General features: G+C 74.2%; 18 protein-coding genes. 8 read left to right on the top strand and 10 right to left on the bottom strand.

The features are described 5' to 3' along the window. Positions 1–223 precede the first annotated feature (223 nt). The gene (locus tag D1J60_RS23460) at positions 224–571 is read right to left on the bottom strand and encodes an MGMT family protein (RefSeq protein ID WP_277607510.1); all 348 of its coding nucleotides are present in this window, start codon (positions 569–571) and stop codon (positions 224–226) included. Between the two features lie 119 nt (positions 572–690). Between D1J60_RS23460 and D1J60_RS23455 the strand changes: the two genes are divergently transcribed. Further along, entirely contained in the window at positions 691–3435 is a 2745-nt protein-coding gene (locus D1J60_RS23455) for a lysylphosphatidylglycerol synthase transmembrane domain-containing protein (RefSeq protein WP_125603754.1), read from the top strand. Between the two features lie 374 nt (positions 3436–3809). Here D1J60_RS23455 and D1J60_RS23450 read toward each other — a convergent pair whose 3' ends face one another. Continuing rightward, complete coding sequence (locus D1J60_RS23450) at positions 3810–4547, bottom strand: YwiC-like family protein (RefSeq protein WP_125822434.1); 738 nt, start codon at positions 4545–4547, stop codon at positions 3810–3812. A 246-nt stretch (positions 4548–4793) separates the two neighbouring features. Here D1J60_RS23450 and D1J60_RS23445 point away from each other — a divergent pair, with 246 nt between their 5' ends. The 7 genes from D1J60_RS23445 (at position 4794) to D1J60_RS23415 (ending at position 15577) form a co-directional block, all read left to right on the top strand. Beyond that, positions 4794–8453, top strand: a complete 3660-nt coding sequence (locus D1J60_RS23445) for a nitrate reductase subunit alpha (RefSeq protein WP_125822433.1) — start codon at positions 4794–4796, stop codon at positions 8451–8453. 2 nt (positions 8454–8455) lie between these two features. Next, positions 8456–9979 (top strand): nitrate reductase subunit beta, encoded by a 1524-nt coding sequence (gene narH, locus D1J60_RS23440; RefSeq protein WP_125822432.1) that lies wholly within the window; start codon positions 8456–8458, stop codon positions 9977–9979. Next, entirely contained in the window at positions 9976–10635 is a 660-nt protein-coding gene (gene narJ / locus D1J60_RS23435) for a nitrate reductase molybdenum cofactor assembly chaperone (RefSeq protein ID WP_125822431.1), read from the top strand. Before narH ends, narJ begins: the two co-directional genes overlap by 4 nt. After that, entirely contained in the window at positions 10635–11360 is a 726-nt protein-coding gene (narI, locus tag D1J60_RS23430; protein ID WP_125822430.1) for a respiratory nitrate reductase subunit gamma, read from the top strand. Before narJ ends, narI begins: the two co-directional genes overlap by 1 nt. Further along, positions 11357–12577 carry a TIGR04053 family radical SAM/SPASM domain-containing protein gene (locus D1J60_RS23425; RefSeq protein ID WP_125822429.1) on the top strand — a complete coding sequence of 407 codons (1221 nt, stop codon included), beginning with the start codon at positions 11357–11359 and terminating at the stop codon, positions 12575–12577. Before narI ends, D1J60_RS23425 begins: the two co-directional genes overlap by 4 nt. Beyond that, complete coding sequence (gene hemG, locus D1J60_RS23420; protein WP_241253378.1) at positions 12565–13953, top strand: protoporphyrinogen oxidase; 1389 nt, start codon at positions 12565–12567, stop codon at positions 13951–13953. The genes D1J60_RS23425 and hemG overlap by 13 nt, the downstream gene beginning before the upstream one ends. Before the next feature lie 67 nt (positions 13954–14020). Beyond that, the gene (locus D1J60_RS23415; protein WP_125822428.1) at positions 14021–15577 is read left to right on the top strand and encodes an alpha/beta hydrolase; all 1557 of its coding nucleotides are present in this window, start codon (positions 14021–14023) and stop codon (positions 15575–15577) included. 75 nt (positions 15578–15652) lie between these two features. On the opposite strand, the gene moeZ is transcribed toward D1J60_RS23415, so the two are convergent. The 8 genes from moeZ to D1J60_RS23375 form a co-directional block, all read right to left on the bottom strand. Then, a complete protein-coding gene (gene moeZ, locus D1J60_RS23410; RefSeq protein ID WP_125822427.1) occupies positions 15653–16831 on the bottom strand; it encodes an adenylyltransferase/sulfurtransferase MoeZ in 1179 nt (392 codons plus the stop codon). Positions 16832–16894: 63 nt separating this feature from the next. Beyond that, positions 16895–17650, bottom strand: a complete 756-nt coding sequence (locus D1J60_RS23405; RefSeq protein WP_125822426.1) for a spherulation-specific family 4 protein — start codon at positions 17648–17650, stop codon at positions 16895–16897. Next, entirely contained in the window at positions 17638–18645 is a 1008-nt protein-coding gene (locus D1J60_RS23400) for an NAD-dependent epimerase/dehydratase (protein WP_125604057.1), read from the bottom strand. The genes D1J60_RS23405 and D1J60_RS23400 overlap by 13 nt, the downstream gene beginning before the upstream one ends. A gap of 31 nt (positions 18646–18676) precedes the next feature. Beyond that, positions 18677–19627: a hypothetical protein gene (locus D1J60_RS23395; RefSeq protein WP_125822425.1), complete on the bottom strand. Its 951-nt coding sequence runs from the start codon at positions 19625–19627 to the stop codon at positions 18677–18679. A 336-nt stretch (positions 19628–19963) separates the two neighbouring features. Then, complete coding sequence (locus D1J60_RS23390) at positions 19964–21550, bottom strand: DUF3492 domain-containing protein (RefSeq protein WP_125822424.1); 1587 nt, start codon at positions 21548–21550, stop codon at positions 19964–19966. A gap of 177 nt (positions 21551–21727) precedes the next feature. After that, positions 21728–23386 carry an ABC transporter ATP-binding protein gene (locus tag D1J60_RS23385; RefSeq protein WP_125822423.1) on the bottom strand — a complete coding sequence of 553 codons (1659 nt, stop codon included), beginning with the start codon at positions 23384–23386 and terminating at the stop codon, positions 21728–21730. Continuing rightward, positions 23383–24375, bottom strand: a complete 993-nt coding sequence (locus D1J60_RS23380; RefSeq protein WP_125603355.1) for an ABC transporter permease — start codon at positions 24373–24375, stop codon at positions 23383–23385. The genes D1J60_RS23385 and D1J60_RS23380 overlap by 4 nt, the downstream gene beginning before the upstream one ends. Beyond that, positions 24372–25358: an ABC transporter permease gene (locus D1J60_RS23375; RefSeq protein WP_125822422.1), complete on the bottom strand. Its 987-nt coding sequence runs from the start codon at positions 25356–25358 to the stop codon at positions 24372–24374. Before D1J60_RS23375 ends, D1J60_RS23380 begins: the two co-directional genes overlap by 4 nt. Between the last annotated feature and the right edge of the window lie 101 nt (positions 25359–25459).

The raw sequence follows: 25459 nt of genomic DNA, 5'->3' as shown, positions 1-25459 counted from the left end.
CGTGGGGTGCCGGTCCTGGTGGGTCTGCGGTTGCTGCGGTCTGCCCGGCGGCCGCGGCGGTCGGGGGGACCTCGGCCGCGTACGCCGAAGAGGCAACGCTACGCCAACCGCGCCGGCCGCCGCAGTCCGTCCCGCGGGGTGCGGAAGTTGCCCGGGAGGGCCGCGGTGCCGTCCTCCGTACGGGCCTTCGACCCTCCGCCCGCGTCTCGGATGCCGGAAGCTGTCAGGTGTGAGCCTCGTCGCCTCCGGCCCCCTCCTCGCGCCCGTCCCAGCGCGCCCTGCGCATGGCCAGCCGGGGTTCGCCGGAGGGGGTCTCGCGCAGCGGGGTGCCCTCGGTCCGGTAGTGCTCCAGGGCGCGCCGTTCGCTGCCGGGCAGGGGTACGCCGTCCGCCCGCACCACGCGCCACCAGGGCACGGCTCCTCCGTACAGGGCCATGACACGCCCGACTTGGCGCGGGCCGCCCTCGCCGAGCCACTCGGCGACGTCCCCGTACGTCATCACCCGGCCGGGCGGAATCCGCTCGGCCGCCTCCAGTACCCGCTCCGCGTAGGCGGGCAGCTCATCGCTCATTCGGCACATGGTGCCGGATGCTCCGCGCGGTCCGGTGGAAGCCTTCCTTCCGTACCGGCGCGCACCCTGCTGCCCCGCGCGGCCGCCCGTCCGTGCCACCATCGTCCGGGCGGTGACTGGTGATACGTGATCAAGAAGAGACGGATGTAACGGCGAAGGAGCGGGTTGTGAGCCCTCCGGACGGCGCGGCGAGGGGCGATGACGCGCGCCCGGACGAGGCGCACCCCGACGACCCGTCGCGCCCGGACGAGGCGCACCCCGACGACCCGCCCGGCCACACGCCGACGGAGGCCGACCGCGTCGAGGTGGACGAGCCGCTGCTCGCCGCCCGCGTGCACCGGCCCTCCGACCTGGTACGACTCCTCGCCGGCGTCCTCGGCATCGCCGTCGTGCTCGGCATCGCCGCGTTCGCCCACGGCACCACCGCGGGCCTGGAGCAGGACATCACGCAGGGCACCGGCCAGGCGCCCGCCCTGCTGATCAAGGTCGCGGGGCTGGTGTCCAGCATCGCCGTGCTCCTCGTACCGGTGGCCTTCGCCATCGAGCGGCTGATCAAGCGCGACGGGCTGCGCATCGCCGACGGCGTCCTCGCGGCCGTCCTCGCGCACGGGGTGACCCTGGCCACCGACCTGTGGGTGTCCCAGGGCGCCCCCGAGACCATCCAGGACGCCCTGACGCGGGCCACGGCCACGTCGGGCTCCACCGACCCGGTGCACGGGTACCTCGCGCCGGTGATCGCGTACATGACGGCCGTCGGGATGACCCGGCGGCCCCGCTGGCGGGTCGCGCTGTGGGTGGTGCTGTTGTTGGACGCCTTCGCCATGCTGGTCAGCGGCTACACCACGCCGTTCTCGATCATCCTGACGGTGCTCATCGGCTGGAGCGTGGCCTACGGGACCCTGTACGCCGTCGGCTCGCCGAACGTCCGGCCCACCGGGCAGAACCTCCTCGCCGGGCTGCGCCGCGTCGGCTTCCAGCCGGTCAGCGCGATGCGCGCGGAGGCCGCGGACGGGGACAGCACCGAGACCGGCGACCGCGGCCGCCGGTACCACGTCACGCTGGAGGACGGGCCGCCGCTGGACGTCACCGTCGTGGACCGGGAACAGCAGGCGCAGGGCTTCTTCTACCGGGTCTGGCGGCGGATGACCCTGCGCGGGATCACCACCCGGCGCAGCATCCAGTCGCTGCGCCAGGCCCTGGAGCAGGAGGCCCTGCTCGCGTACGCGGCCATCGCGGCGGGGGCGAACGCGCCGAAGCTGATCGCCACCTCCGAGCTGGGCCCGGACGCCGTGATGCTCGTCTACGAGCACCTGGGCGGCCGGAACCTGGACGCCCTCGCCGACGAGGAGATCACCGACGAGCTGACCCGCAACGCCTGGGAGCAGGTACGGGCCCTGCAGTCGCGCCGGATCGCGCACCGGCGGCTCACGGGCGACGCGTTGGTGGTGGATCGTTCCGGCAAGGTGATCCTCACGGACCTGCGGGGCGGTGAGATCGCGGCCGGCGACCTGGTGCTGCGGATGGACGTCGCGCAGCTGCTGACCACGCTCGGCCTGCGGGTCGGCGCCGAGCGGTCGGTGGCCTCGGCGGTATCGGTGCTCGGCCCGGACACGGTGGCGGACTGCCTGCCGCTGCTCCAGCCGATCGCGCTGAGCCGCTCCACCCGGGCGACCCTGCGCAGGCTGGCCCGGGAGCGGGCCGACCGGCAGCGGGAAGCCGTACTGGAGTCCTCGCGGGCGGCGAAGGCGGCGCGGGAGGCGGGCTCCGAGGCCGGGTCGGCCACGGCGGCCACCTCCGCCGCGGCCGACCGCAAGGCCGAGAAGAGGGCGCTGGACGACGCCCTGGAGGGGGCGCGGGAGGAGGACCTGCTGAGCCAGATCCGCCAGCAGGTGCTGCTGATCCGCCCGCAGGCGCCGGTGGAGCCGGCCCGGCTGGAACGGATCCGGCCGCGCACGCTGGTGTCCTTCATCGCGGGTGCCTTCGGTGCGTACTTCCTGCTCACGCAGCTGGCCCACGTGGACTTCGCGACGATCATCACCGAGGCGCAGTGGGGCTGGGTCGGGGCGGCGCTGGCCTTCTCGGTGCTGACGTACTTCGCGGCGGCGATGAGCCTGCTGGGCTTCGTCCCGGAGCGGGTCCCCTTCCTGCGGACGGTGGTCGCGCAGGTCGCGGGGTCGTTCGTGAAGCTGGTGGCTCCGGCGGCGGTCGGCGGTGTCGCGCTGAACACCCGGTTCCTGCAGCGGGCGGGGGTCCGGCCGGGGCTGGCCGTGGCGAGCGTCGGAGCGTCGCAGCTGTTCGGCCTGGCCAGTCACATCTTGCTGCTGCTGGCCTTCGGCTACCTGACGGGTACCGAGAAGACCCCGGAGATGGCCCCGTCGAGGACGGTGATCGCGGGTCTGCTGACGGTGGCGGTGCTGGTGCTGGTCGTCACGGCGGTGCCGCTCCTGCGGAAGTTCGTGGTGACGCGGGTGCGGGCGCTGTTCGCGGGCGTGGTGCCGCGCATGCTGGACGTCCTCCAGCGGCCGCAGAAGCTGGTGACGGGCATCGGCGGGATGCTGCTGCTGACCGGCTGCTTCGTGATGTGCCTGGACGCCTCGATCCGCGCGTTCGGGGGCGGCGAGGCCATCAGCTACGCGAGCATCGCGGTGGTGTTCCTGGCGGGCAACGCGCTGGGCTCGGCGGCGCCGACGCCGGGCGGCATGGGCGCGGTGGAGACCACCCTGACGCTGGGTCTGATCGCGGCGGGGCTGGAGAAGGAGGTCGCGATCTCGGCGGTGCTGCTGTTCCGGCTGATGACCTTCTGGCTGCCGGTGCTGCCGGGGTGGGTGTCGTTCAACTTCTTGACGCGCAAGGAAGCCATCTAGCTCCGCAGGTTCGGCCGTCTGTGTGGGTGGGTGGCCGCTGCGCGGGGCTGGTCCCCTACCCGCCCTTCCACCGTTCCCAGGGGCTCCGCCCCTGACCCCGTCGCGCTCAAACGCCGCGCGGGCTGGATGTATCCAGCCCGCGCGGCGTTTGAGCGCGGGGGTCTGGGGCGGAGCCCCCAGACCCCCGCGCACAGCCCGGGGAAACGGGCGAAGGGCGGGTAGGGGAACAGCCCCGCGCAGCGGCACACCAGCCGCACACGCCCCACCGGCACCAGCCACCCGGGCCGACCCCGCCCCGGGTCCGACGGCAGGAGGCCGGCGCAGCGACGCGAAGCCGGGGAGGCCGCCCGCGGCCGAGCCGCGCGAGCGGCGCGTCAGGAAAGGGCCAACGCCGCCAGCAGGGCGCCCGCGCAGGCGAGTTCCGTCGCGCCGACGGCGGCCGGGCGCAGGCCCCGCCCGGGGAGGGCGGCCGCGCGGGCGAGGTACGCGGCGAAGGGGAGGGCCAGCCACGGGGAGAGGAGCGCGGCCAGCGCGAGCGCCGCGGCGTGGTACGCCACCGAGCCCCGCCGGTACGCCCGCGAACCCCGCTCGCGGATCATCGTCTTGACGTACGGCACCGTCCCCGCGAAGTACAGCAGGCACGCCACCGCCGCCGGCCACGCCCGCTCCGGGCCGAGCCCGCCGAGCCGGGCCGCGACCAAGGCCATGCCGCACGCCGGGACCACCGCCGCGAGGCCGTTGGCCAGGGCCCGTTCGCGGCCCCGCCGGGCGTACCAGGTGGTGACCGCCAGGAAGGGGGCGGCCGCCGCGGCCGCGAGCAGCAGCCAGGGGTGGAGCACCGCCAGGGGTACGGCGGCGAGCGCGCAGGCACCGCCGAGGACCAGCGCCGGCAGGGTGTGCCGCCGCGCCGAGCGCAGCCCGCGCGCGTGCAGCCGCAGCCACTGCTGGCCGTGGAAGACCGCCGCGTACCCGAGCAGCCAGGCGGCCAGCAGGAGCAGGTGCCGCCACCCGGGGTGCGGGGCCAGGACGGTGCCCGCGAGGAAGGGCACGGCGAGCATCGCCCACGCCCCGTGCTGGTCCGGGATCCACATCCGATTCCGTTTCCGAGCCATGAATTCATCGTTCCACGCTTTCAAAGTGGAGTTTTCCCGCGTTATTTGATTCCGCCCGCGTCCGGACGACAGGCCTGCGGAAAAGCGGAAGTTGGTCACCCGCCGCCGGGACCTTTGCCGCCCGCCGCCCCTTGGTGACCGGCGTAGCGTCGACGAGTGGTCCGCTTTCCCGTGGCCGCCCCGCCCACTCCGTTTCCGGTCGCCTGGAGGGTCACCTTGAACGCGCGTGATTCCGTCGATTCAGCCGTGGATTCAGCCGTCGGCTCAGCCGTCGATTCCCTCGTCCGCGCGGGGAGTTTCTTCACCCGCGCCGACGTCTCCGACGACCTGCGCACGGTGCACCGGACCGGCGGCCGGGCCGCCGAGGCCTTCTACCGGGACCGGTGGAGCCACGACAAGGTGGTCCACTCCACCCACGGCGTGAACTGCACCGGTTCCTGCCGGTGGAAGGTGTTCGTCAAGGACGGCATCATCACCTGGGAGACGCAGGCCACCGACTACCCCTCGGTCGGCCCCGACCGCCCCGAGTACGAGCCCCGCGGCTGCCCGCGCGGCGCCTCGTTCTCCTGGTACTCCTACTCCCCCACCCGGGTGCGCTACCCGTACGTGCGCGGCGTGCTGCTGGAGATGTACCGCGAGGCCAAGGCGCGCCTGGGCGATCCCGTCCTGGCCTGGGCCGACGTCCAGGGCGACCCGGAGCGCCGCCGCCGCTACCAGCGGGCGCGCGGCAAGGGCGGGCTGGTGCGGGCCACGTGGGAGGAGGCGCTGGAGATCACCGCCGCCGCGCACGTGCACACCATCAGGGAGCACGGCCCGGACCGGGTGGCCGGCTTCTCTCCGATCCCGGCGATGTCGATGGCCTCGCACGCCGCCGGGGCCCGTTTCCACTCCCTCATCGGCGCGCCGATGCTGAGCTTCTACGACTGGTACGCCGACCTGCCGGTGGCCTCGCCGCAGGTGTTCGGCGACCAGACGGACGTGCCCGAGTCCGGGGACTGGTGGGACGCCGCCTACCTGATGATGTGGGGGTCGAACGTCCCCGTCACCCGCACTCCCGACGCGCACTGGATGGCCGAGGCACGCTATCGCGGGCAGAAGGTCGTGACGGTCTCCCCGGATTTCGCGGACAACACGAAATTCGCCGACGAGTGGATGCACCCGCACCCGGGTACGGACGGCGCGCTGGCCCTCGCGATGGGGCACGTCATCCTGAAGGAATTCTTCGTGGAGAAGGAGACCCCTTTCTTCACGGATTACGTCCGCCGGTACACGGACCTGCCGTTCCTGGTCTCGCTTCGGGAAACGGAGCACGGGCTGGTCCCGGGCAAGTTCGTCACCGCCGCCGATCTCGGACAGGACACCGAGAACGCCGAGTGGAAGACGGTCCTGGTCGACGACGCCACCGGCGAGCCCGTCGTACCGAACGGCACCCTCGGGCACCGCTGGGGCGCGAACGAGACCCCTGAATGGAACCTGGACCTCGGCACCACCGTGCCCCGGCTGACCCTGCTGGGGGAGGGCGAGAGCGCCGAGATCGTGCTCCCCCGCTTCGAGGACGACGAACGGGCCGGCGGCCGGGGCGGCACCGTCCGCCGCGGGGTGCCCGTGCGCCGCATCGGCGGGAAGGCCGTGACCACCGTCTTCGACCTGATGCTCGCCCAGTACGGGGTGGCCCGCGCGGGCCTGCCCGGCGAGTGGCCCACCGGCTACGCGGACGCCTCCCAGCCCGGCACCCCCGGTTGGCAGGAGTCGCTGACCTCGGTGCCCGCCGCGCAGGCGGCCCGGGTGGCACGGGAGTTCGCCTCGACGGCCGAGGCCTCGCAGGGCCGCTGCATGATCCTGATGGGAGCCGGCACCAACCACTGGTTCCACTCGGAGACCATCTACCGCTGCTTCCTCGCCCTGCTCACCCTCACCGGCTGCCAGGGCCGCAACGGAGGCGGCTGGGGCCACTACGTCGGCCAGGAGAAGTGCCGCCCGGTCACCGGCTGGGCCACCCTGGCCGCGGCCTCCGACTGGTCGCGCCCGCCGCGCCAGATGATCGGCGCCGCCTGGTTCTACCTGCACACCGGCCAGTGGCGCTACGACACCCTCCCGGCGCGGGCCCTGGCCTCCCCGCTCGCCGAGGGCGCCTTCGAGGGCATGAGCGGCGCCGACTGCCTGGCCGCGAGCGCCCGGATGGGCTGGATGCCCTCGTACCCGACCTTCGACCGCAACCCCCTGGAGCTGGGCGAGAGCGCCGACCCGGTGGCGGACGCGGTGCGCGCGCTGGAGGAGGGCACGCTCGGCTTCGCCGGCGAGGACCCCGACGACCCGCGCAACTGGCCGCGCGTGCTGAACGTGTGGCGGGCCAACCTCCTCGGCTCCAGTTCCAAGGGCAACGAGTACTTCCTCAAGCACCTGCTCGGCACGCACTCCAACCTCCCCGACGACGGGCCGCGCTGCACGCCCAGGGACGTCGCGTACCGGGAGGAGGACGTGGAGGGGAAGCTCGACCTGCTGATGTCGATGGACTTCCGGATGACGTCCACGACGCTGCTGTCGGACGTGGTCCTGCCGGCCGCCACCTGGTACGAGAAGCACGACCTGTCCTCCACGGACATGCACCCCTTCCTGCACGCCTTCACCCCGGCCGTGGACCCGCCCTGGCAGGCGCGCTCCGACTACGACGCCTTCCGCGGCCTCGCCGAGCGCTTCGGCGAGCTCGCCGCCACCCACCTCGGCGTGCGCCGGGACCTGGTGGCGACCGCCCTCCAGCACGACACGCCGGGCGGGGAGATGGCCCAGCCGGGCGGGGTCGCGCTGGACTGGTCGAAGGGCGAGTGCGAGCCCGTACCGGGCCGGACGATGTACGACCTGAAGGTGGTCGAGCGGGACTACGGGGCGGTCGGCGAGAAGTTCTCCGCGCTCGGCCCGCTGATCGACCGGCTCGGCGTCACCACGAAGGCGATCACCTTCGACGTGGCCGAGGAGGTCGCCCACCTCGGCGAGAAGAACGGCCTGGTCCGGGGCGGGGCCGGCGACGGCCGCCCCCGGCTGGACACCGCGCGGCGGGCCTGCGAGGCGATCCTCGCGCTGTCCGGTACGAGCAACGGCCGGCTCGCCACCCAGGGATTCGAGACCCTGGAGAAGAAGGTCGGCACGCACATGGCCCACCTGGCCGCCGAGGCGGAGGGCAAGCGGATCTCCTTCGCCGACACCCAGGCCCGCCCGGTCCCGGTGATCACCTCGCCCGAGTGGTCGGGATCGGAGTCGGGCGGGCGCCGCTACACCGCCTTCACCGTCAACACCGAGCACCTGAAGCCCTGGCACACCCTCACGGGCCGCCAGCACTTCTTCATCGACCACGACTGGCTGCACGAGGTCGGCGAGTCGCTGCCCGTCTACAAGCCGCCGCTGAACATGCACGCCCTGTACGGGGAACCCGAACTGGGCGTCGTGGACCAGAAGTCGGTGGCCGTCCGCTACCTCACCCCGCACAACAAGTGGGCGATCCACAGCCAGTACCAGGACAACCTCTACATGATGACCCTGGGCCGCGGCGGGCAGACGGTGTGGATGTCCCCGCAGGACGCCGAGGCGATCGGGGTCGCCGACAACGACTGGATCGAGGCGGTCAACCGCAACGGCGTGGTCACCGCCCGCACAATCGTCTCCCACAAGATGCCGCCCGGCACCGTCTACATGAACCACGCGCAGGAACGCACGGTCGGCGTGCCCAGGACCGAGAAGACGGGCCGCCGCAGCGGCATCCACAACTCGCTGACCCGGGTGATGCTCAAGCCCACCCACCTCATCGGCGGCTACGCCCAGCTGACCTGGGCCTTCAACTACCTGGGCCCGACCGGCAACCAGCGCGACGAGGTGACGGTCATCCGCCGCCGCGACCAGAAGGTGGAGTTCTAGCAGTGAAGGTCATGGCACAGGTCGCGATGGTCATGAACCTCGACAAGTGCATCGGCTGCCACACCTGTTCGGTCACCTGCAAACAGGCGTGGACCAACCGGCAGGGCACCGAGTACGTCTGGTTCAACAACGTCGAGACCCTCCCCGGGCAGGGCTACCCGCGCCGCTGGGAGGACCAGGAGAAGTGGAAGGGCGGCTGGGAGCGCACCCGCTCCGGCCGGCTGCGGCTGCGGGCCGGCGGGCGCCTCGCGAAGCTCGGCAAGATCTTCGCGAACCCGCAGATGCCGGAGATCGACGACTACTACCAGCCGTGGAGCTACGAGTACAAGAACCTCACCGACGCCCCGGCGGGCGACGACCTCCCCACCGCCCGGCCCGTCTCCCAGCTCACCGGCGAGCCCCTGGACACCATCCGGTGGGGCCCCAACTGGGACGACAACCTCGGCGGCGCCCCCGCCCACGCGCCGAAGGACCCGGTCGTGGAGAAGATCCGCGAGGAGGTCGGGGAGAGGATCCGCTTCGAGTTCGAGCAGAGCTTCATGTTCTACCTCCCCCGGATCTGCGAGCACTGCCTCAATCCGGCGTGCGTCTCCTCCTGCCCCTCGGGCGCCATGTACAAGCGGGAGGAGGACGGCATCGTCCTCGTCGACCAGGACCGCTGCCGCGGCTGGCGCATGTGCGTGACCGGCTGCCCGTACAAGAAGGTGTACTTCAACCACCGCACCGGCAAGGCCGAGAAGTGCACCTTCTGCTCCCCGCGCGTCGAGGTCGGCATGCCCACCGTCTGCTCCGAGACCTGCGTGGGCCGGATGCGCTACCTCGGCGTCATGCTCTACGACGCCGACAAGGTCGCCGCGGCCGCCGCCGTCGAGGACGAGCACGACCTCTACCGGGCCCAGCTGGAGTGCTTCCTCGACCCGCACGACCCGGCCGTGGTCGCCGCCGCCCGCGCGGCCGGCCTGACCCGGGAGTGGATCGAGGCCGCGCAGCGCTCCCCGGTCTACGACCTGATCGCCACCTACCAGGTCGCCCTGCCCCTCCACCCGGAGTACCGGACGATGCCGATGGTCTGGTACGTGCCCCCGCTCTCCCCCGTCGTCGAGGCGGTCGCCGCCACCGGCAGCGACGGCGAGGACGCCGGCAACCTCTTCGGCGCCATCGACGCCCTGCGCATCCCCGTGGAGTACCTCGCGGAGGTCCTCACGGCCGGCGACACCCACGTCGTGGAGGCCGTGCTGCACCGGATGGCCGCGATGCGCGCCTACATGCGGAGGATCAACCTGGGCGAGGAGCGCGACGAGTCGGTCGCCGCCGCCGTCGGCCTGACCGGCGTCGAGATGGAGGACATGTTCCGGCTCCTGGCCATCGCCAAGCCGGAGGACCGCTTCGTCATCCCGACGGCGGCCCGCGCCGACGCCGACGCCCTCGCCGCCTCGCACCCGCTCGACGCGGGGTGCCCCGTCGGCGAGCAGGCCGGGAAACCCCGCGTGATGCTCAACCTCAGCCCCGCCAGGAGGAGCTCGTGACCCCCGACGCCCTCGTACGCCTCGTCGCGGGCTGCGTCCTGCAGTACCCCGGCGACCGCTTCCACGACGAACTCCCCCGGCTGCGCGCCGCTCTCACCGCGGCGCCCGCCGAACCGGCCGCGCTGCTCGGCGCGTTCCTCGACGAGGCCGAGGGGATGACCCCGATCGGCCTGTGCGAGCGGTACACCTCCACCTTCGACACCCGCAACCGGCGCTGCCTCTATCTGACCTGGTGGACGGACGGCGACACGCGCCGGCGCGGGCTGTCCCTCGTACGGCTCAAGCGGATCTACCGGGACTTCGGGCTGGAGTACGCGGGCGAGGAGCTGCCCGACTTCCTGCCCGCCGCACTGGAGTTCGCCGCGCTGCGCGAGGAGGCCGGCACCGAGCTGCTCCAGGAGCACCGGGCCGGGCTGGAGCTGCTGCGGCTCGCGCTCACCGAGTCCGCCAGCCCGTACGCCCGGGTGCTGGAGGCGGTCTGCACGACGCTGCCGGGCCCCTCCCCCGCGACGAAGGCCGAGGCGAAGGCGCTCGCGCGGGGCGGGCCGCCGCAGGAGCTGGTGGGCGCGGGCTCCCCGCTCAAACCGTCCGGACCCGGCATCGACCGGCCGGCGGACCTGCCGTGGCCCACCTCACCGGAAAGGAAGACGGCCTGATGGACCTCATCCTGTGGGGCGTGCTGCCGTACGTCTCGATCACCCTGCTCGTGGCCGGCACGGTCTGGCGGGCCCGCTACGACGCCTTCGGCTGGACCACCCGCTCCTCCCAGCTGTACGAGTCGCGGCTGCTGCGGATCGGCTCCCCCCTCTTCCACTTCGGCATGCTCTTCGTGGTCCTGGGCCACGTGGTCGGCCTGCTGGTCCCGATGCGGTGGACCGACGCGCTCGGGCTGAGCGACCACGCCTACCACCTGCTGGCCGTCTCCACCGGCGCCGTCGCGGGCGTCGCGGCCGCCGCCGGCATCGGGATCCTCGTGTACCGGCGCCTGCGGGTGCCCGCCGTACGCCGGGCCACCCTGCGGAGCGACCACCTGATGTACGCGGTCCTGCTGGGGGCGATGCTGCTGGGCCTGACGGCCACCGTCCTGAACTCCACCGGGCGGACCGGGGACTACAACTACCGCGAGGGCGTCTCGGTCTGGTTCCGGAGCCTGTTCACCCTCTCCCCCGACCACCACCTGATGGCGGGCGCCCCGCTCGCGTTCAAACTGCACGTCCTGTTCGGCTTCGCCCTCTTCGCGCTGATCCCCTACTCGCGGCTGGTCCACATGTTCTCCGCGCCGCTGAAGTACCTCTTCCGCCCCTTCGTCGTCTACCGCAGGCGGGACCCGCGGCTGACCTCCAACCGTCCGGACCGGCGCGGCTGGGAGCGGGTGTCATGACGGCCCGCGCCCCCCGCGCGGTCGTCCGCACCCTGCGCCACGACGTCGCCGAACGCCCCTTCCTCGTCATCTGGGAGGCCACCCGGGCCTGCGAACTGGCCTGCCGGCACTGCCGCGCCGAGGCGCGGACCGCCCGCGACCCGCGCGAGCTGGACGGGGCCGACGCCCGCCGGGTGATGGACCAGACCGCCGCCTTCGGCAGGCCCGCCCCCCTCTTCGTGATCACCGGCGGCGACCCCTTCCAGCGCCCCGACCTCACCGGCCTCATCGCGTACGGCACCTCGCTGGGGCTGCGCGTCGCCGTCTCCCCCTCCGGCACGCCCACCCTCACCCGGGAGAACCTCCGGGCCGTGCGCGACGCCGGGGCGGTGGCCCTCTCCCTCTCCCTGGACGGCTCCACCCCCGAACGGCACGACGCCTTCCGGGGCGTCCCCGGCGTCTGGGAGCGGACCCTGGAGGGCTGGCGGGCCGCCCGCGACCTCGGCCTCAAGGTGCAGGTCAACACCACCGTCAGCCGCGGCAGCCTGGACGACCTCGCCGACATCGCGGCGCTGGTCCGCCGCGAGGGCGCGATGCTCTGGTCCGGCTTCCTCCTCGTCCCGGCCGGGCGCGCGCAGCAGCTCCGGTCGCTGACCGCCGCGGAGACCGAGGACGTCCTGCACTTCCTCTACGACTGCGGGGCGGTCCTCGCCGCCAAGACCACCGAGGGCCACCACTTCCGCCGCGTCGTGCTCCAGCGGACCGTCCTCGAGGCACGCGGCGAACGGCCCGCGCTCGGACCCCTCTACGAGCGGCTGCACGCCCGCGCCGGCCGGCTCGGGCTCTTCGACGGGGCGCGGCGCGCGGCACGCCGGCCCCCGCTGGACGTCTCGGCCGGGCGCGGCTTCGTCTTCGTCTCGCACACCGGCGAGGTGCACCCCAGCGGCTTCCTGCCGCTGTCGGCGGGCAACGTGAAGGACCGCCCGCTGCCGGAGATCTACCGCCGGGCGCCGCTGTTCACCTCGCTGCGCGACCCGGCACTGCTGCGCGACCGCTGCGGGGCCTGCGAGTTCAAGGCGGTGTGCGGGGGCTCGCGCTCGCGGGCGTACGGCGCCACCCGGGACGTGCTGGCCGAGGACCCGTACTGCGCGTACGAGCCCGGCAGCTTCCCGTATCAGGAGGAACTGCGGCACCTGACCCGGGGCGCCGCCGGAAGGAGCACCCCGTGCGTTCGGTGATCATCGTGGGCGGCGGCATCAGCGGTCTGGCAGCTGCCTGGGAACTGCGGGGCACGGCCGACGTCACCGTCCTGGAGGCCGGCCCCCGCCTCGGCGGGAAGCTGCGCACGGGCACCGTCGCCGGCATCCGCGTCGACGAGGGCGCCGAGTCCCTGATGGCGCTGCGGCCGGAGGCGGTGGAGCTGGCCGCGGCCGTCGGGCTCGGCGACGCCCTGTACGACCCGGCCCCCGCGGCCACCACCCTCTGGACGGGCGGCGCGCTGCGCCCGCTGCCGCCGGGCCACGTCATGGGCATCCCCGCCGATCCGGCGGCGCTGGCCGGCACCGGGCTGCTCTCGGCGCAGGGCCAGGGCCGGATCGAGCGGGAGGAGAGCGTGCCCGCGGCGCCCGTCACCGGGGACTGCTCGGTGGCGGAGTACCTGGCGGCCCGCCTCGGCCCGGAGGCGGTGGACCGGCTGGTCGAGCCCCTGCTCGGCGGGGTGTACGCGGGCCGCGCCGACCGGCTCTCGCTGCGCGCGGCGATGCCCCGGATCGCCGCCCTGGCGGAGCGGGGCGAGCCGCTGCTGCCGGCGCTGCGCCGCATCCGGTCGGCCGCCGCGGCCCGGGCGGCGGGCCCGGCGCCCGCGGCCGTCCGGGGCGTGAACGGCGGCACGGGCCTCTTGCCGCAGGCGGTGGCGCGGGCGTCCGGGGCGCGGATCCTCACCGGGACGGCGGCCCGCTCGCTGGAGCGGCTGCCGCAAGACCGCTGGCGGGTGGCGGCGGTGACGGCCGACGGCCCGCTGACCCTGCGGGCGGACGCCGTCATCCTGGCGGTACCGGCCTTCGCGGCGGCGGAACTGCTGCGGCCGCACGCGCCGCACGCGCGGGAGGAGCTCGCGGCGGTCCCGTACGCCTCGACGGCGGTCGTCACCCTGGTTTACTCCCGCGGGCGGGCCCGGGCCCTCCCGGAGGGCAACGGCTTCCTGGTCCCGCCGGCGGACGGGCACGCGCTGAAGGCGGCGTCGTTCCTGTCCAACAAGTGGGCCTGGCTGCGGGACGCGGCACCCGCACAGTTCGTGGTGCGCGCCTCCGTCGGCCGGTTCGGCGAGGAGGACCTGCCGGCCCGCCCCGACCGCCACCTGATCCGGACGGTGACCGCCGAACTCCGCCGGGCGGTCGGCCCGATGGGCGACCCGCACGCCGCCCGGGTGACCCGCTGGGACCGGGGCCTGCCCCAGTACGGCGTCGGCCACCTCGAGCGGGTGGCCCGGATACGCGAGGCCGCCGGGAAGCTCCCGGGCCTGGCCCTGTGCGGCGCGGCGTACGAGGGCGTGGGCGTGGCCGCCTGCGTCGCCACCGGCCGCGCCGCCGCCCGGCGGGCCGCCGCCGGGAGCTGAGCCCGCGCCGCCCCCCGAACGGGTCAGCGCGGGGGCGGGGCCGGGGCCGGGCCCACAGGATGGGGGCATGCCGAGAAACGTCCTGCGGGCCACCACCGCCGCCGCGCTCGCCGCCACGCTGCTCACCACCGGCGCCTGCTCCGACGGCGGCGGCAGCGGGGGCGGGCAGAGAACCGGTACCGGGTCCGCCGAACCGGTCAAGCCGCTGTCGTGGGGCGACTGCGGCGCCCCCACGGCCGCCGAGGGCGGCGGGCAGGCACCCGGCCAGGACTGGCAGTGCGCCACCCTCGAGGTACCGCTCGACTACGCCGAACCGGGGGGCGAGACCATCCCCCTCGCCCTGATCCGCGCGAAGGCCCGCGACAAGTCCAAGCGGCTCGGCTCGCTGGTGTTCAACTTCGGCGGGCCCGGCGGTTCCGGGATCTCCACCCTGCCCGGCGCCGCCAAGGAGTACGAGGCCCTGCGCGCCCGGTACGACCTGGTGAGCTTCGACCCGCGCGGGGTCGGCCGCAGCGCCCCCGTCCGCTGCGAGGACGACAAGCAGCTCGACGCCTACTACGCGCAGGACTCCTCCCCCGCCACCCCGGAGCAGGAGAAGGCCTTCGTCGACGGCATCCGGAAGTACCAGCAGGCCTGCAAGGCCAACTCCGGCAAGGTGCTCCCGTACGTGGGGACCGAGAACGCGGCCCGTGACCTGGACCGGATCCGCCAGGCCCTCGGCGACGAGAAGCTGAACTACTTCGGGATCTCCTACGGCACCGAACTCGGCGGGGTCTACGCCCACCTGTTCCCGAAGAACGTGGGCCGGGCGGTCTTCGACGCCGTGGTGGACCCCACCAAGGACGCCGAAGAGGGCGCGCTGGGGCAGGCGAAGGGCTTCCAGCTGGCCCTCGGCAACTTCGCCCAGGACTGCGTCAACCGCGGCGACCAGTGCCGGATCCAGGGCAGCACCGCCAAGGAGATCGAGGCCAACATCATCAAGCTGCAGAAGGAGCTGGCCGCCAAGCCCATCGCCGGGATCGGCGACCGGAAGCTCACCGAGTCCCAGGCGACGAACGGCATCGCGCAGGCGCTCTACTCCAAGGAGCTGTGGCCGCTGCTGGAACAGGGCCTGGACGAGGCCGAGGGCGGTCAGGGTCAGCTGCTGATGGCCCTGTCCGACGCCCTCAACGGCCGTGACCAGAACGGCCGGTACAGCAACATCGGCGCGGCCAACACCGCCATCAACTGCGCCGACTCCAAGGAGCGCTACACCCTGGAGGAGACCAAGGCCCGGCTGCCGGAGTTCCGCAAGGCCTCGCCCGTCTTCGGGGACTTCCTCGGCTGGGCGATGCTGAGCTGCACCGACTGGCCGGTCGCCGGCGCCTGGCAGACCCCGGACGTGTCCGCGCCGGGCGCCGCGCCGATCCTGGTGATCGGCAACACCGGTGACCCGGCGACCCCGTACGAGGGTGCCCGCGCGATGGCCGAGCGGCTCGGCAAGGGCGTGGGCGTGGAGCTGACGTACAAGGGCGAGGGGCACGGCGCGTACAACAGCGGCGACAAGTGCGTGCAGGGAGCGGTCAACGCGTACCTGCTGGACGGGAAGGTGCCGGGCGCGGGAACCGTCTGCACGGCGGCCTGACCCCGCCCGGACGTGCGGAAGGGGCCGTACCCGCCGGGCGGGTGCGGCCCCTTCGGAGCAGGACTGGCAGAGGGACTAGTAGACCGGCTTCCCGGGCTCGATCTGGTGGACCCAGCCGATGACGCCGCCGCCGACGTGCACCGCGTCGGCGAAGCCGGCGGACTTCAGGACCGCGAGGACTTCCGCACTGCGGACACCCGTCTTGCAGTGCAGGACGATCTTCTTGTCCTGCGGCAGGTCCTGGAGGGCGGTGCCCATCAGGAACTCGCCCTTGGGGATCAGCTTCGCGCCGGGGATCGAGACGATCTCGTACTCGTTCTTCTCGCGGACGTCGATGATCTCGATGTTCTCGCCTTCGTCGATCCACTCCTTGAGCTGCTTGGGAGTGATCGTGGAGCCGGCGGCGGCCTCCTGGGCCTCCTCCGACACGACGCCGCAGAAGGCCTCGTAGTCGATGAGCTCGGTGACGGTCGCGTTCGGACCGCAGACCGCGCAGTCGGGGTCCTTGCGGACCTTGACCTGGCGGTACTGCATCTCCAGGGCGTCGTAGATCATCAGGCGGCCGACGAGCGGCTCACCGACGCCGGTGAGGACCTTGATGGCCTCGGTGACCTGGATCGAGCCGATGGAGGCGCAGAGCACGCCCAGCACGCCGCCCTCGGCGCAGCTCGGGACCATGCCCGGCGGCGGGGGCTCCGGGTAGAGGCAGCGGTAGCAGGGACCGTGCTCGGACCAGAAGACGGAGGCCTGGCCGTCGAAGCGGTAGATCGAACCCCACACGTACGGCTTGTTCAGCAGCACGCAGGCGTCGTTGACCAGGTAACGGGTGGCGAAGTTGTCCGTGCCGTCGACGATGAGGTCGTACTGGCTGAAGATCTCCATCACGTTCTCGGCTTCGAGCCGCTCTTCGTGCAGCACCACGTTGACGTACGGGTTGATGCCCAGCACGCTGTCGCGGGCGGACTCGGCCTTGGAACGGCCGATGTCCGACTGGCTGTGGATGATCTGGCGCTGCAGGTTCGACTCGTCGACCTCGTCGAACTCCACGATGCCCAGGGTGCCGACGCCGGCCGCGGCCAGGTACATGAGGGCGGGCGAGCCGAGGCCGCCCGCGCCCACGGCCAGCACCTTGGCGTTCTTCAGGCGCTTCTGGCCGTCCATCCCGACGTCCGGGATGATCAGGTGGCGGGAGTACCGACGGACCTCGTCAACGGTGAGCTCAGCAGCTGGCTCTACCAGGGGTGGCAGCGACACGGGGACTCCGTAGATGGGTAAGTCTGAACGTTGGTTCTCCCCGTAACACTGCCACGCCCTTCTTCATTCCGAGACACCCGGTCCGATACGTGAGACGATTTCGTCCCAGTACGCGGGCATCGACGCCCAGGGGTCCCGGTCCGGGGCGCCCCGGCGGTCGGTGAACCAGATGGTTCCCGCGCCCTGCCAGCGGGCGATGCGGACGGCCTCCTCCAGGTGGGTTCGGGGCACCCCGTGGACCAGGTGGCAGAACCGCTCCGGCGGGTGGTCCGCCGTCCATTCGGCCACCTGCGACCAGCGGTAGTCGGCCCAGGCCCCGGAGAAGGTGACCAGCTGGTCGGCGGCCTCCACGTAGCCCTCGTAGGGGTGCGTGCCGTGTCCCAGCACGATCCGCAGCCCCTCGCCGAGCCCGCGCAGGGCGTCGGTCACCCGGCGCACGGAGGGCAGGTCCGCCTGGCCGGCGGGGGCGCCGGCCAGGTAGAAGCCGCCGATCCCGTACCAGTCGCGGAAGCGGTGCGCGTCGGAGAGCAGCTCCCCGAAGCACCGGGAGCCGTCCCGCATCGCGAGATGCCCGAGGACCGTCCCGCCGGCGTCCCGCAGCTTCGCGGCCGCCTCGGTGCAGTGCGGGTCGGGACGCCCGCCGGGCCCGTCGGCGACGTTGAGCACCGCCCAGTGCAGCGGGGTCCCGGGGCGGGTCAGCTCGGCCCACTCCACCGGGGCGACCAGCGGGTGCGCGTAGCCGGGGATGCCCAGGCCGAGCCGGCCGGCCTCGGTCGCGGCCGCCGCCGTGGCACCCGGCGGGGTGGTCAGATACGGCACGCCGCCTCCATCCAGATGTCCGCGAGGGACTCCTCCAGGTTGATCCGGGGCCGCCAGCCGAGCCGGTCCCGGGCGGTGCGCACGTCGGCCTGCTGCCAGGCGCCGCAGCCGTCGGGGTAGGGGTACGGCTGGGGGGCCGCGGCGAGCTGCTCCGCGGTGGCCTCGGAGCGGGGCGAGCCGATGGCGGAGAGGCCCTGCGGCCGGCCGGCGTGCCCGAGGCCGTGCCGGTCGGTGCCGTGCGGGACGTCCAGCTCGTTGAGGGCGCCGCCGTAGCCGGCGACGCGGGCGAGGACGGCCGCCGCGTCGCGCAGCCGGACGGCGCGGCCGGTGCCGATGTTCACGACCCCCTGGGCGGCGGACAGGGAGGCCGCGTGCACGGCCCGCGCGACGTCCCGTACGTCGACGAAGTCGCGCTGCACCCCGAGGCCGCTGAGCTTGAGCTCGCCGTCCCCGGACTGCATGGCCCGCCGCATGGCCTCGGCGAGCCGGCCCAGGGGGGAGCCGGCCGGGGTGCCGGGCCCGACGGGCGAGAAGACGCGGAGCACGACGGCGTCCAGCCCGGAGCCGAGGACCAGCTCGGTGGCGGCGAGTTTGCTGACGCCGTACGGTCCGCCGGGTCTCGGGACGGCGTCCTCGGCCGTGGAGGAGCCGGGCTGGCTGGGCCCGTACTCGGCGGCGCAGCCGAGCTGGACGAGCCGGGCCCCGCAGCCGCTGCGGCGCAGGGACTCGCAGATGGTGGCGACGGCGACGGTGTTGTGCCGGGTCAGTTCGCGGGCGCCGCCGCGGGTGGCGCCCGCGCAGTTGATGACGACGCCCGGGTGGACGGCGTCCAGGAAGCGGGTGAGCGCGCCGGGGCTGCCGGTGGCGAGGTCGAAGCGGACGTCGGCGTCGTCGCCGCGGCCGAGCGCGGTGAGCTGCACGGCGGGGTCGGCGAGCAGCCGGTCGGCCACGTAGCGGCCGAGGTATCCGTTGGCTCCGATCAGCAGCACCCTCATCGCGCAACCCCTTGGTCGATTGGCTGGCCGGTCATGCTGTTTCTCCTTGGTGTCGGTGGGGCCGGTGACGCGCGTGTGCGGAGGCACGGGACAGCGCGAGGAAGGCGTGTACGAGGAGTCCCGCCGCGGCGGCGGGGACCGCCGCCGGGTCCGGGACCAGGGCGAGCGCGAGGGCCACGGCGACGGGCGTGCGGTGCGCGCCGTGCCGCAGCAGCAGCCGGGCGAGGAACAGCAGCACCGCGAACGGCACCGCCGTCCCCGGGGCGGCCGCCGTGACCGCGGCCGCCCCCGTGGCGGCCGCAGTGAACAGCAGGAGGATCCCGGCGAGCAGCGGCCGTGCCCCGGCGGAGAAGTCGTCCAGGGCCCGGCTGCCGGCGAGCCGGCGGCGCGCCCGGGCGGCGTAGAGGACCCCGGCGAGGTGTCCGGGGGCGACGGCCAGGGCGAGGGCGGCGCCGAGGGCCGGGCCGTGCCGGTGGACGGCCCAGCCAACGGCGGCCGCCGCGAGCAGGTGGGCGGCGTAGGGGAAGCGCCCCCCGGCGCTCCGCCCGGGCCAGACCAGCGCGGCGGCGGTGAGGAGCGCCGCGAGGGGTCCCGCCCCCGGCATCCCGGCGGCGGCCGCCCCGAGGGCGAGCGCACCGGGCAGCAGGGCGTACCCGAACCCCCGCACCGCCCGCGTCCCGGCCGGGGGCCGCACGGGCGCGGCGTCGGGGGCCTCGCCGCGCGGGGTCCGCGCGTACAGCTCCTCGGCGAGGGTGAACACGTCCCGGTGCCGGAACCGCGCGGCGGTCCGGTCGGTGATCCCGTGCGCCTCCAGCCCGGCGGCGATCTCCAGCGGGTCGACGGCCCGCTCGCAGAGCTCCCGATGCCGGTGCAACAACGCCTTGACGGGATCCCCGCCCCGCGGTGCACGCGGCTTCGCCGCGGGGGCCGCGGCGCCGTCGGCCGCCGCGCCCCGCCGCGCACGCGCCTGCGGCGCGGTCACGGCGCTGACGTCCGAGACGCCGGGTCCGCCAAATCCACCCCCGCCGGCGCCCGAGACGCCGGATCCGCCAAATCCAGCCCCGCCGAGGCCCGAGACGCCGGGTCCGGAAAATGCAGCCCCGCCGGCGTTTGAGGCGCGGGGGTCCGGGGGCAGAGCCCCCGGCAGCGGCGCCGCACCCGCGATGTCCGAGGTGGTCATACCGCCTCCTCCGTTCCTGCCGGCCAGGCGAGGGGCAGCGGCGCCGCACCCGCGATGTCCGAGGTGGTCATACCGCCTCCTCCGTTCCTGCCGGCCAGGCGAGGGGCAGCGGCGCCGCACCCGCGATGTCCGAGGTCGTCACGCCCGCACCTCCGCAGCCGGCACCGGCTCGGCCGCCCGGGCCACCCACGGCCCCGCCACCCTCGCCTCCGCCGGCACGGCGAACGGCACTTCCCCCTCCACCCGTGAGGAACCGACGGCCAGCAGCCGCAGGTAGCTCTCCCCGAAGGCCTCCACGTTCCGCTCGACGGTGAACAGTTCGAGCGCCCGCGCACGGGCGGCGGCGCCCAGCCGCTGGGCCCGCTCGGGGTCCTCCAGCAGCGCGAGGCAGGCCTCGGCCAGCGCCCGCGGGTTGCGCGGCGGGACGACGAGCCCGGTGCCGCCGATGACCTCGCGGACGGCCCCGACGTCGGTGGAGACGGTGGCCCGGCCGCAGAACATGGCCTCGGCCAGGGTGATGGGGAAGCCCTCGATCACCGAGGACAGCAGTACGATCCGCCCGGCCCCGTACGCCTCGGCCGGCGAGGCCGCCTCCGGTCCGCCGATCTCCTCGAAGGTGACGGGGCTCTCCCCCACGGTCCGCGCGTCGGCGGCCTCGTCGGGGAAGAGCTGCGCGGCCAGCGAGCGGCAGTCGGACAGGTAGCCGGGGGCGGCGGCCGAGGCGAAGATCCGCAGCCGGGTGTGCGGGGCGGCCCGGCGGACCTCCGCGAAGGCGTGCAGGAGGGCGATCAGGTCCTTGGCCGGCTCGATCCGTCCGACCCACACCAGGGTGTCGGGGTCCCCCCGGTCGGGGTCCTCGCCGACGGCGGCGAATCGGTCCGCCTCCATGCCGGGGTAGACCGTCCGCAGCCGTTCCCGCGGGGCCCCGCAGCGCTCCTGCCAGCGGCGGGCGTGCGCGTTGCCGGGGGTGAGGAGGTCGGCGCGGGCGTAGATCTCCCCGGCGAGGCGGATGTGGAAGGCGGCCAGCAGGGCGCGTACGGCGGGCCGGGTGTCCTCGCGCTGTTCCAGATAGTGGGCGCGGAGCTGGACGCCGTACTCGGTGACCAGTAACGGGACCCCGAAGAAGCGTTTGGCCAGCAGGCCGGGGACGGCCGCGGCCCCGCCGGCGGCGGCGTGGCAGACGTCGGCCCGGCCGAGGCCCTCGTCCTCGTACCAGTCGAGGGACAGCGGCCGCAGCGCGCGCTCCAGTTCGTCCACGAACTCCAGCAGGTCGGGAACGCGCGCGGCCTGGAGGGCGCGGCCCGCTCCGGGGGCGCGGCAGCCGGACTCGACCGCCCGCACGGCCGTCTCGGAGCGCAGGGCCGCGTACATCCCGCCCTGGTCGCGGGCGAGTTCGGCGAGCCCGTACAGTCCGGTGGCGAAGGCGTCGGCGTCCCCGGCGCAGATCCCCCGGACCAGCTCGGCGAAGCAGGCGGCGAAGTGCCGGCGCTCGCGGCGGGAGTAGGTGCGCCCGTCGTCCGCGGGGGCCCACAGCGGGGCGGTGCGCACGCGGGTGACGTGCGGCGGGAGGGTGACCCGGCCGCTCTCCTCCTGCCCGGCGGTGCGGCTCAGCGCGTAGAGCTCGAACTCGTGCTGGGGCAGCCCGCGCACGAGCCGGTCGCACCAGAGCCTCGCCTCGCCCGACGCATACGGATAACCACCTTCCGTGACCAGTCCGATCCGCACGCGTGGCACCCCCGATCTCCCGTTCCAGGCGGCCGCCGTCGGTCCGGCGACCCGCCGCGGGAGAACTCAAGCGGATGCGCCGGTGGCGCGGCGGACGGTTGTCCGTCGCGCCACCGGAAGGGGTGAAGAGTCGTAACTTTCCCGTACGGTTCGCGTTCGAGCACGCTAAGAAGGGCGTTACGCGAAGGCCTCCTGGCGTTCGGTGCGGCGCGCGGAGCGGCGTTCGGCGGCGAGCGCGGGATCGAGCGCCGGGACGGCGTCGAGGAGTTGCCGCGTGTACGCGTGGGCCGGCCGGCCGTAGACCTCCTCCACCGGGCCCTCCTCGACGACGACGCCTCCGCGCATGACGGCGACCCGGTCGCTGACCTGGCGGACCACCGCGAGGTCGTGCGCGATGAAGACGAGCGCGATGCCGAGTTCCCGCTGGAGTTCCGCGAGCAGTTCGGTGACCTGTGCCTGGGTGGTGACGTCGAGGGCGGAGACCGGCTCGTCGCAGACGATCAGCCGGGGGCGCGGGGCGAGGGCGCGGGCGATGCCGACGCGCTGGCGCTGTCCGCCGCTGAACTCGTGGGGGTAGCGGTCGTAGTGGGCGGGTTCCAGGCCGACGCGGGTCAGGAGCCCGTCGACGCGGGCGCGGATCGCGGCTTCGTCGCGTTCTCCGGCGGCGCGCAGCGGGTCGGCGATGGACTCGCCGACGGAGCGGCGCGGGTTGAGGGAGGAGACGGGGTCCTGGAAGACCATCTGGGCGCCGGAGGCGGTGCCGGAGCCTTCGGTGCCGGCGTGCCGGACCTGTCCGGAGGTGGGCTCCAGCAGTCCGACGAGCATCCGTCCGAGGGTGCTCTTGCCGCTGCCGGACTCGCCGACGACGCCGAGGGTCTCGCCGGCGCGTACGGCGAGGGAGACCCCGGCGACGGCGCTGACCCTGCTCCGGCCGCGGCCGAAGTCCCGGCGCAGGCAGATGGCTTCCACGACGGGGGGCTCCGGCTGCGAGCCGGGTGCGTCCGGCCCGGCGACCACCCTGAGCCGGGGGCTGCGCGGGGCGTCCAGGCGGGGGACGGCGGCCAGCAGGTCCCGGGTGTAGGGGGCCCGGGGGTCGGCGAGGACCCGGCGGACCGGGCCCCGTTCGACGGCGGCGCCGTCGCGCATGACCAGCAGCTCGTCCACGCTCTCCGCCGCGACGCCGACGTCGTGGGTGACCAGCAGCAGCCCGAGGCCGTGTTCCTGGCGCAGCCCGTGGAGCAGGTCCAGGATCTGGGCCTGGACTGTGACGTCGAGGGCGGTGGTCGGCTCGTCGGCGATCAGCAGCCGGGGTTCGCAGGCCAGGGCCATCGCGATGAGGGCGCGCTGGCGCATGCCGCCGCTGAACTCGTGGGGCCGGGCGCGGGAGCGGCGGGCAGCGTCGGGGATGCCGACGCGGTCCAGGACCTCGACGGCGCGGGCGCGGGCGGCCCGGAGGGAGGCGGTGGTGTGGACGCGGTACACCTCGGCGATCTGGTCGCCGACGGCGTGGTAGGGGTCGAGGGAGCTGAGGGGGTCCTGGAAGACCATGGCGGCGGTCCCGCCGCGCAGGGCGCGCAGTTGTGCCGGGCCGGCGTCGGCCAGGTCGGTGCCGTCGACGCGGACGGTGCCGGTCAGGCGGGCTCCGGTGCCGTGGTGCAGGCCGAGGAGCGCGGCGGCGACGGTGGACTTGCCGCTGCCGGATTCGCCGACGATGCCCAGGGCGCGGCCCGCTTCCAGGGTGAAGGAGATCCCGTCGACGGCGCGTACGTACTGGCCGGGGCCGCCGACCGGGAAGTCGACGACGAGGCCGGTGACGTCCACGAGCGGGCCGGTCATACGAGGGCCACCCTTCGGTCGGAGAGGGCGTGGAGCAGGTCGGCGAGGACGCCGGCGATGACGACGGCGGCGCCGATGGCGAGGACGACGCCGACGACGACGGGCAGGTCGACGACCCGGACGGCGTCGATGAGGGTCTTGCCGAGGCCGGGGATCCCGAAGAGGGACTCGGTGAGCACGGCGCCTCCGATCAGGGTGCCGAAGTCCACGGCGCTGAGGGCGATCACGGGTCCGAGGGCGCCGCGCACGGCGTGCCGGGTGACGATGGCCCGTTCCCCGACGCCGTAGGCGCGGAAGGTGCGGATGTGGTCCTCGGCGAGGGTCTCCAGGGTGGAGCTGCGAGTGAGGCGCGCGTACTTGGCGCTTTCGAAGAGGCCGAGCGTCACCCAGGGCAGCAGCAGGTTCCACGCCCACTGTTCGGGGTCCGCGCCGAAGGGCACGTACGTCGGGAAGGGCAGCCAGCGCAGGTAGGCGCAGACGGTCATGAGCAGCAGCAGCCCGAGGATGAAGACGGGGGTGCCGGTGCCGGCGAGGGTGAGCACGGTGAGCGCCCGCTCGGTGACCCCGCCGCGCCGCAGCGCGGAGAGCAGGCCGGTGCCGACTCCGACGACGAGCCAGATGGCGAGGGCTCCGAGGGCGAGCGAGAAGGTGGCGGGCAGCCGCTCCAGGAGCAGCTGGGTGACCTCGCGGTCGGTCTGGTAGGAGAAGCCGAGGCAGGGGGCGTCGCAGTGCAGGGCGATCCCGGCGCCGGCGGAGTAGTCCCGGCCCGCCAGGACTCCTTCCAGGAAGCGCAGGTACTGGGTGACGACGGGGTCGTTCAGCCCGAGCTGTTCGCGCACCTGGGCGATCTGCTGGGGGTTGCAGCGTTCTCCGCAGGCGAGGCGGGCGGGGTCGCCGGGGGCCAGGTAGAAGAGGGCGTAGACGACGACGGACAGGGCGAGCAGCACGAACAGTGCGCCGCCTGCCCGTTTGAGCACGAACCGGGTCACGGCTTGCGCTCCTTTCCGGTACCGACCCGCAGGCGCGAGGTCTCGCGCGGGTCGAGGGCCGAGCGGACGGCGTCGCCGAGGACGGTGAAGGCGAGCACGGTGACGAAGAGCAGCCCGGCGGGGAGCAGGACGTAGGCGGGGTCGGCGCGGAACCAGGTCTGTGCGCTGGAGAGCATCTGGCCCCAGGAGGGGGTGGGCGGTTTGACCCCGACGCCGAGGAAGGACAGGGAGGCCTCGGCCACGATGGCGGTGGGGACCTTGATCGCGGCGAGGGTGATGACGGGCGCGGCCAGGGAGGGCAGCAGTTCCCGGCGGGCGACGCGCAGGGGGCCCCAGCCGGAGAGCCGGGCGGCCTCGACGAAGTCGAGGCTGTTGAGGGCGAGGGTCTGGGAGCGGACCATGCGGGCGGTGCCGCCCCAGTCGAAGAGGCCGATGACGAGGACCAGGAGCAGCGGCCGGGGGAAGCCGGGCGGGACGACGGCGGTGAGGGCGATGGCGATCACCAGCATGGGCAGGGCGATCATCACGTCGGTGAAGCGGCCGATGAGCTGTCCGACGTGGCGGTTGCCGAGGGCGGCGGCGATCCCGACGCTCACGCCGACGGCGGTCTGGACGGCGACCGCGCCGAGGGCGACGAGCAGGGAGACGCGGGCGCCGTAGAGGAGGCGGGTGAACAGGTCGCGGCCGGTGCCCGGTTCGACGCCGAGCCAGTGGTCGGCGGAGATCCCGCCGAAGGAGCCGAGGGGGACGCCGCCGCGCGCCGAGTCGACGAGGTCGTCGTGGTAGGCGTTCGGGTCCTGTCCGGTGAGCTGGGCGAAGAGGGGCGCGGCGAGGGCGAGGAGGACGAGGAGGGCCAGGACGGCGGCGGCCGCGAGCGCGGAGGGGCGCCGGCGCAGCCGCCGCCAGACCTGGCGGCCGGCGCCGCCGGCCGGGGCGGGAGCCCCGGCCGGCGACGGCGCCGACTGTTCGAGGAGCAGGGTCACTTGATTTCTCCCAGGATGCCCCGGCCTTCGGGCCGGGGTGGGGGCACCTCCCGCTTGCGGAAGAGGATGGGTCCCCGGACTGGAGGCGTTGAACGCCGGAG

This window comes from Streptomyces sp. W1SF4 (assembly GCF_003950035.1).
Classification (GTDB): domain Bacteria; phylum Actinomycetota; class Actinomycetes; order Streptomycetales; family Streptomycetaceae; genus Streptomyces; species Streptomyces racemochromogenes.
Note: the sequence above shows the minus strand (reverse complement) of the source record. Positions and strands in the feature narration are given on the sequence as shown.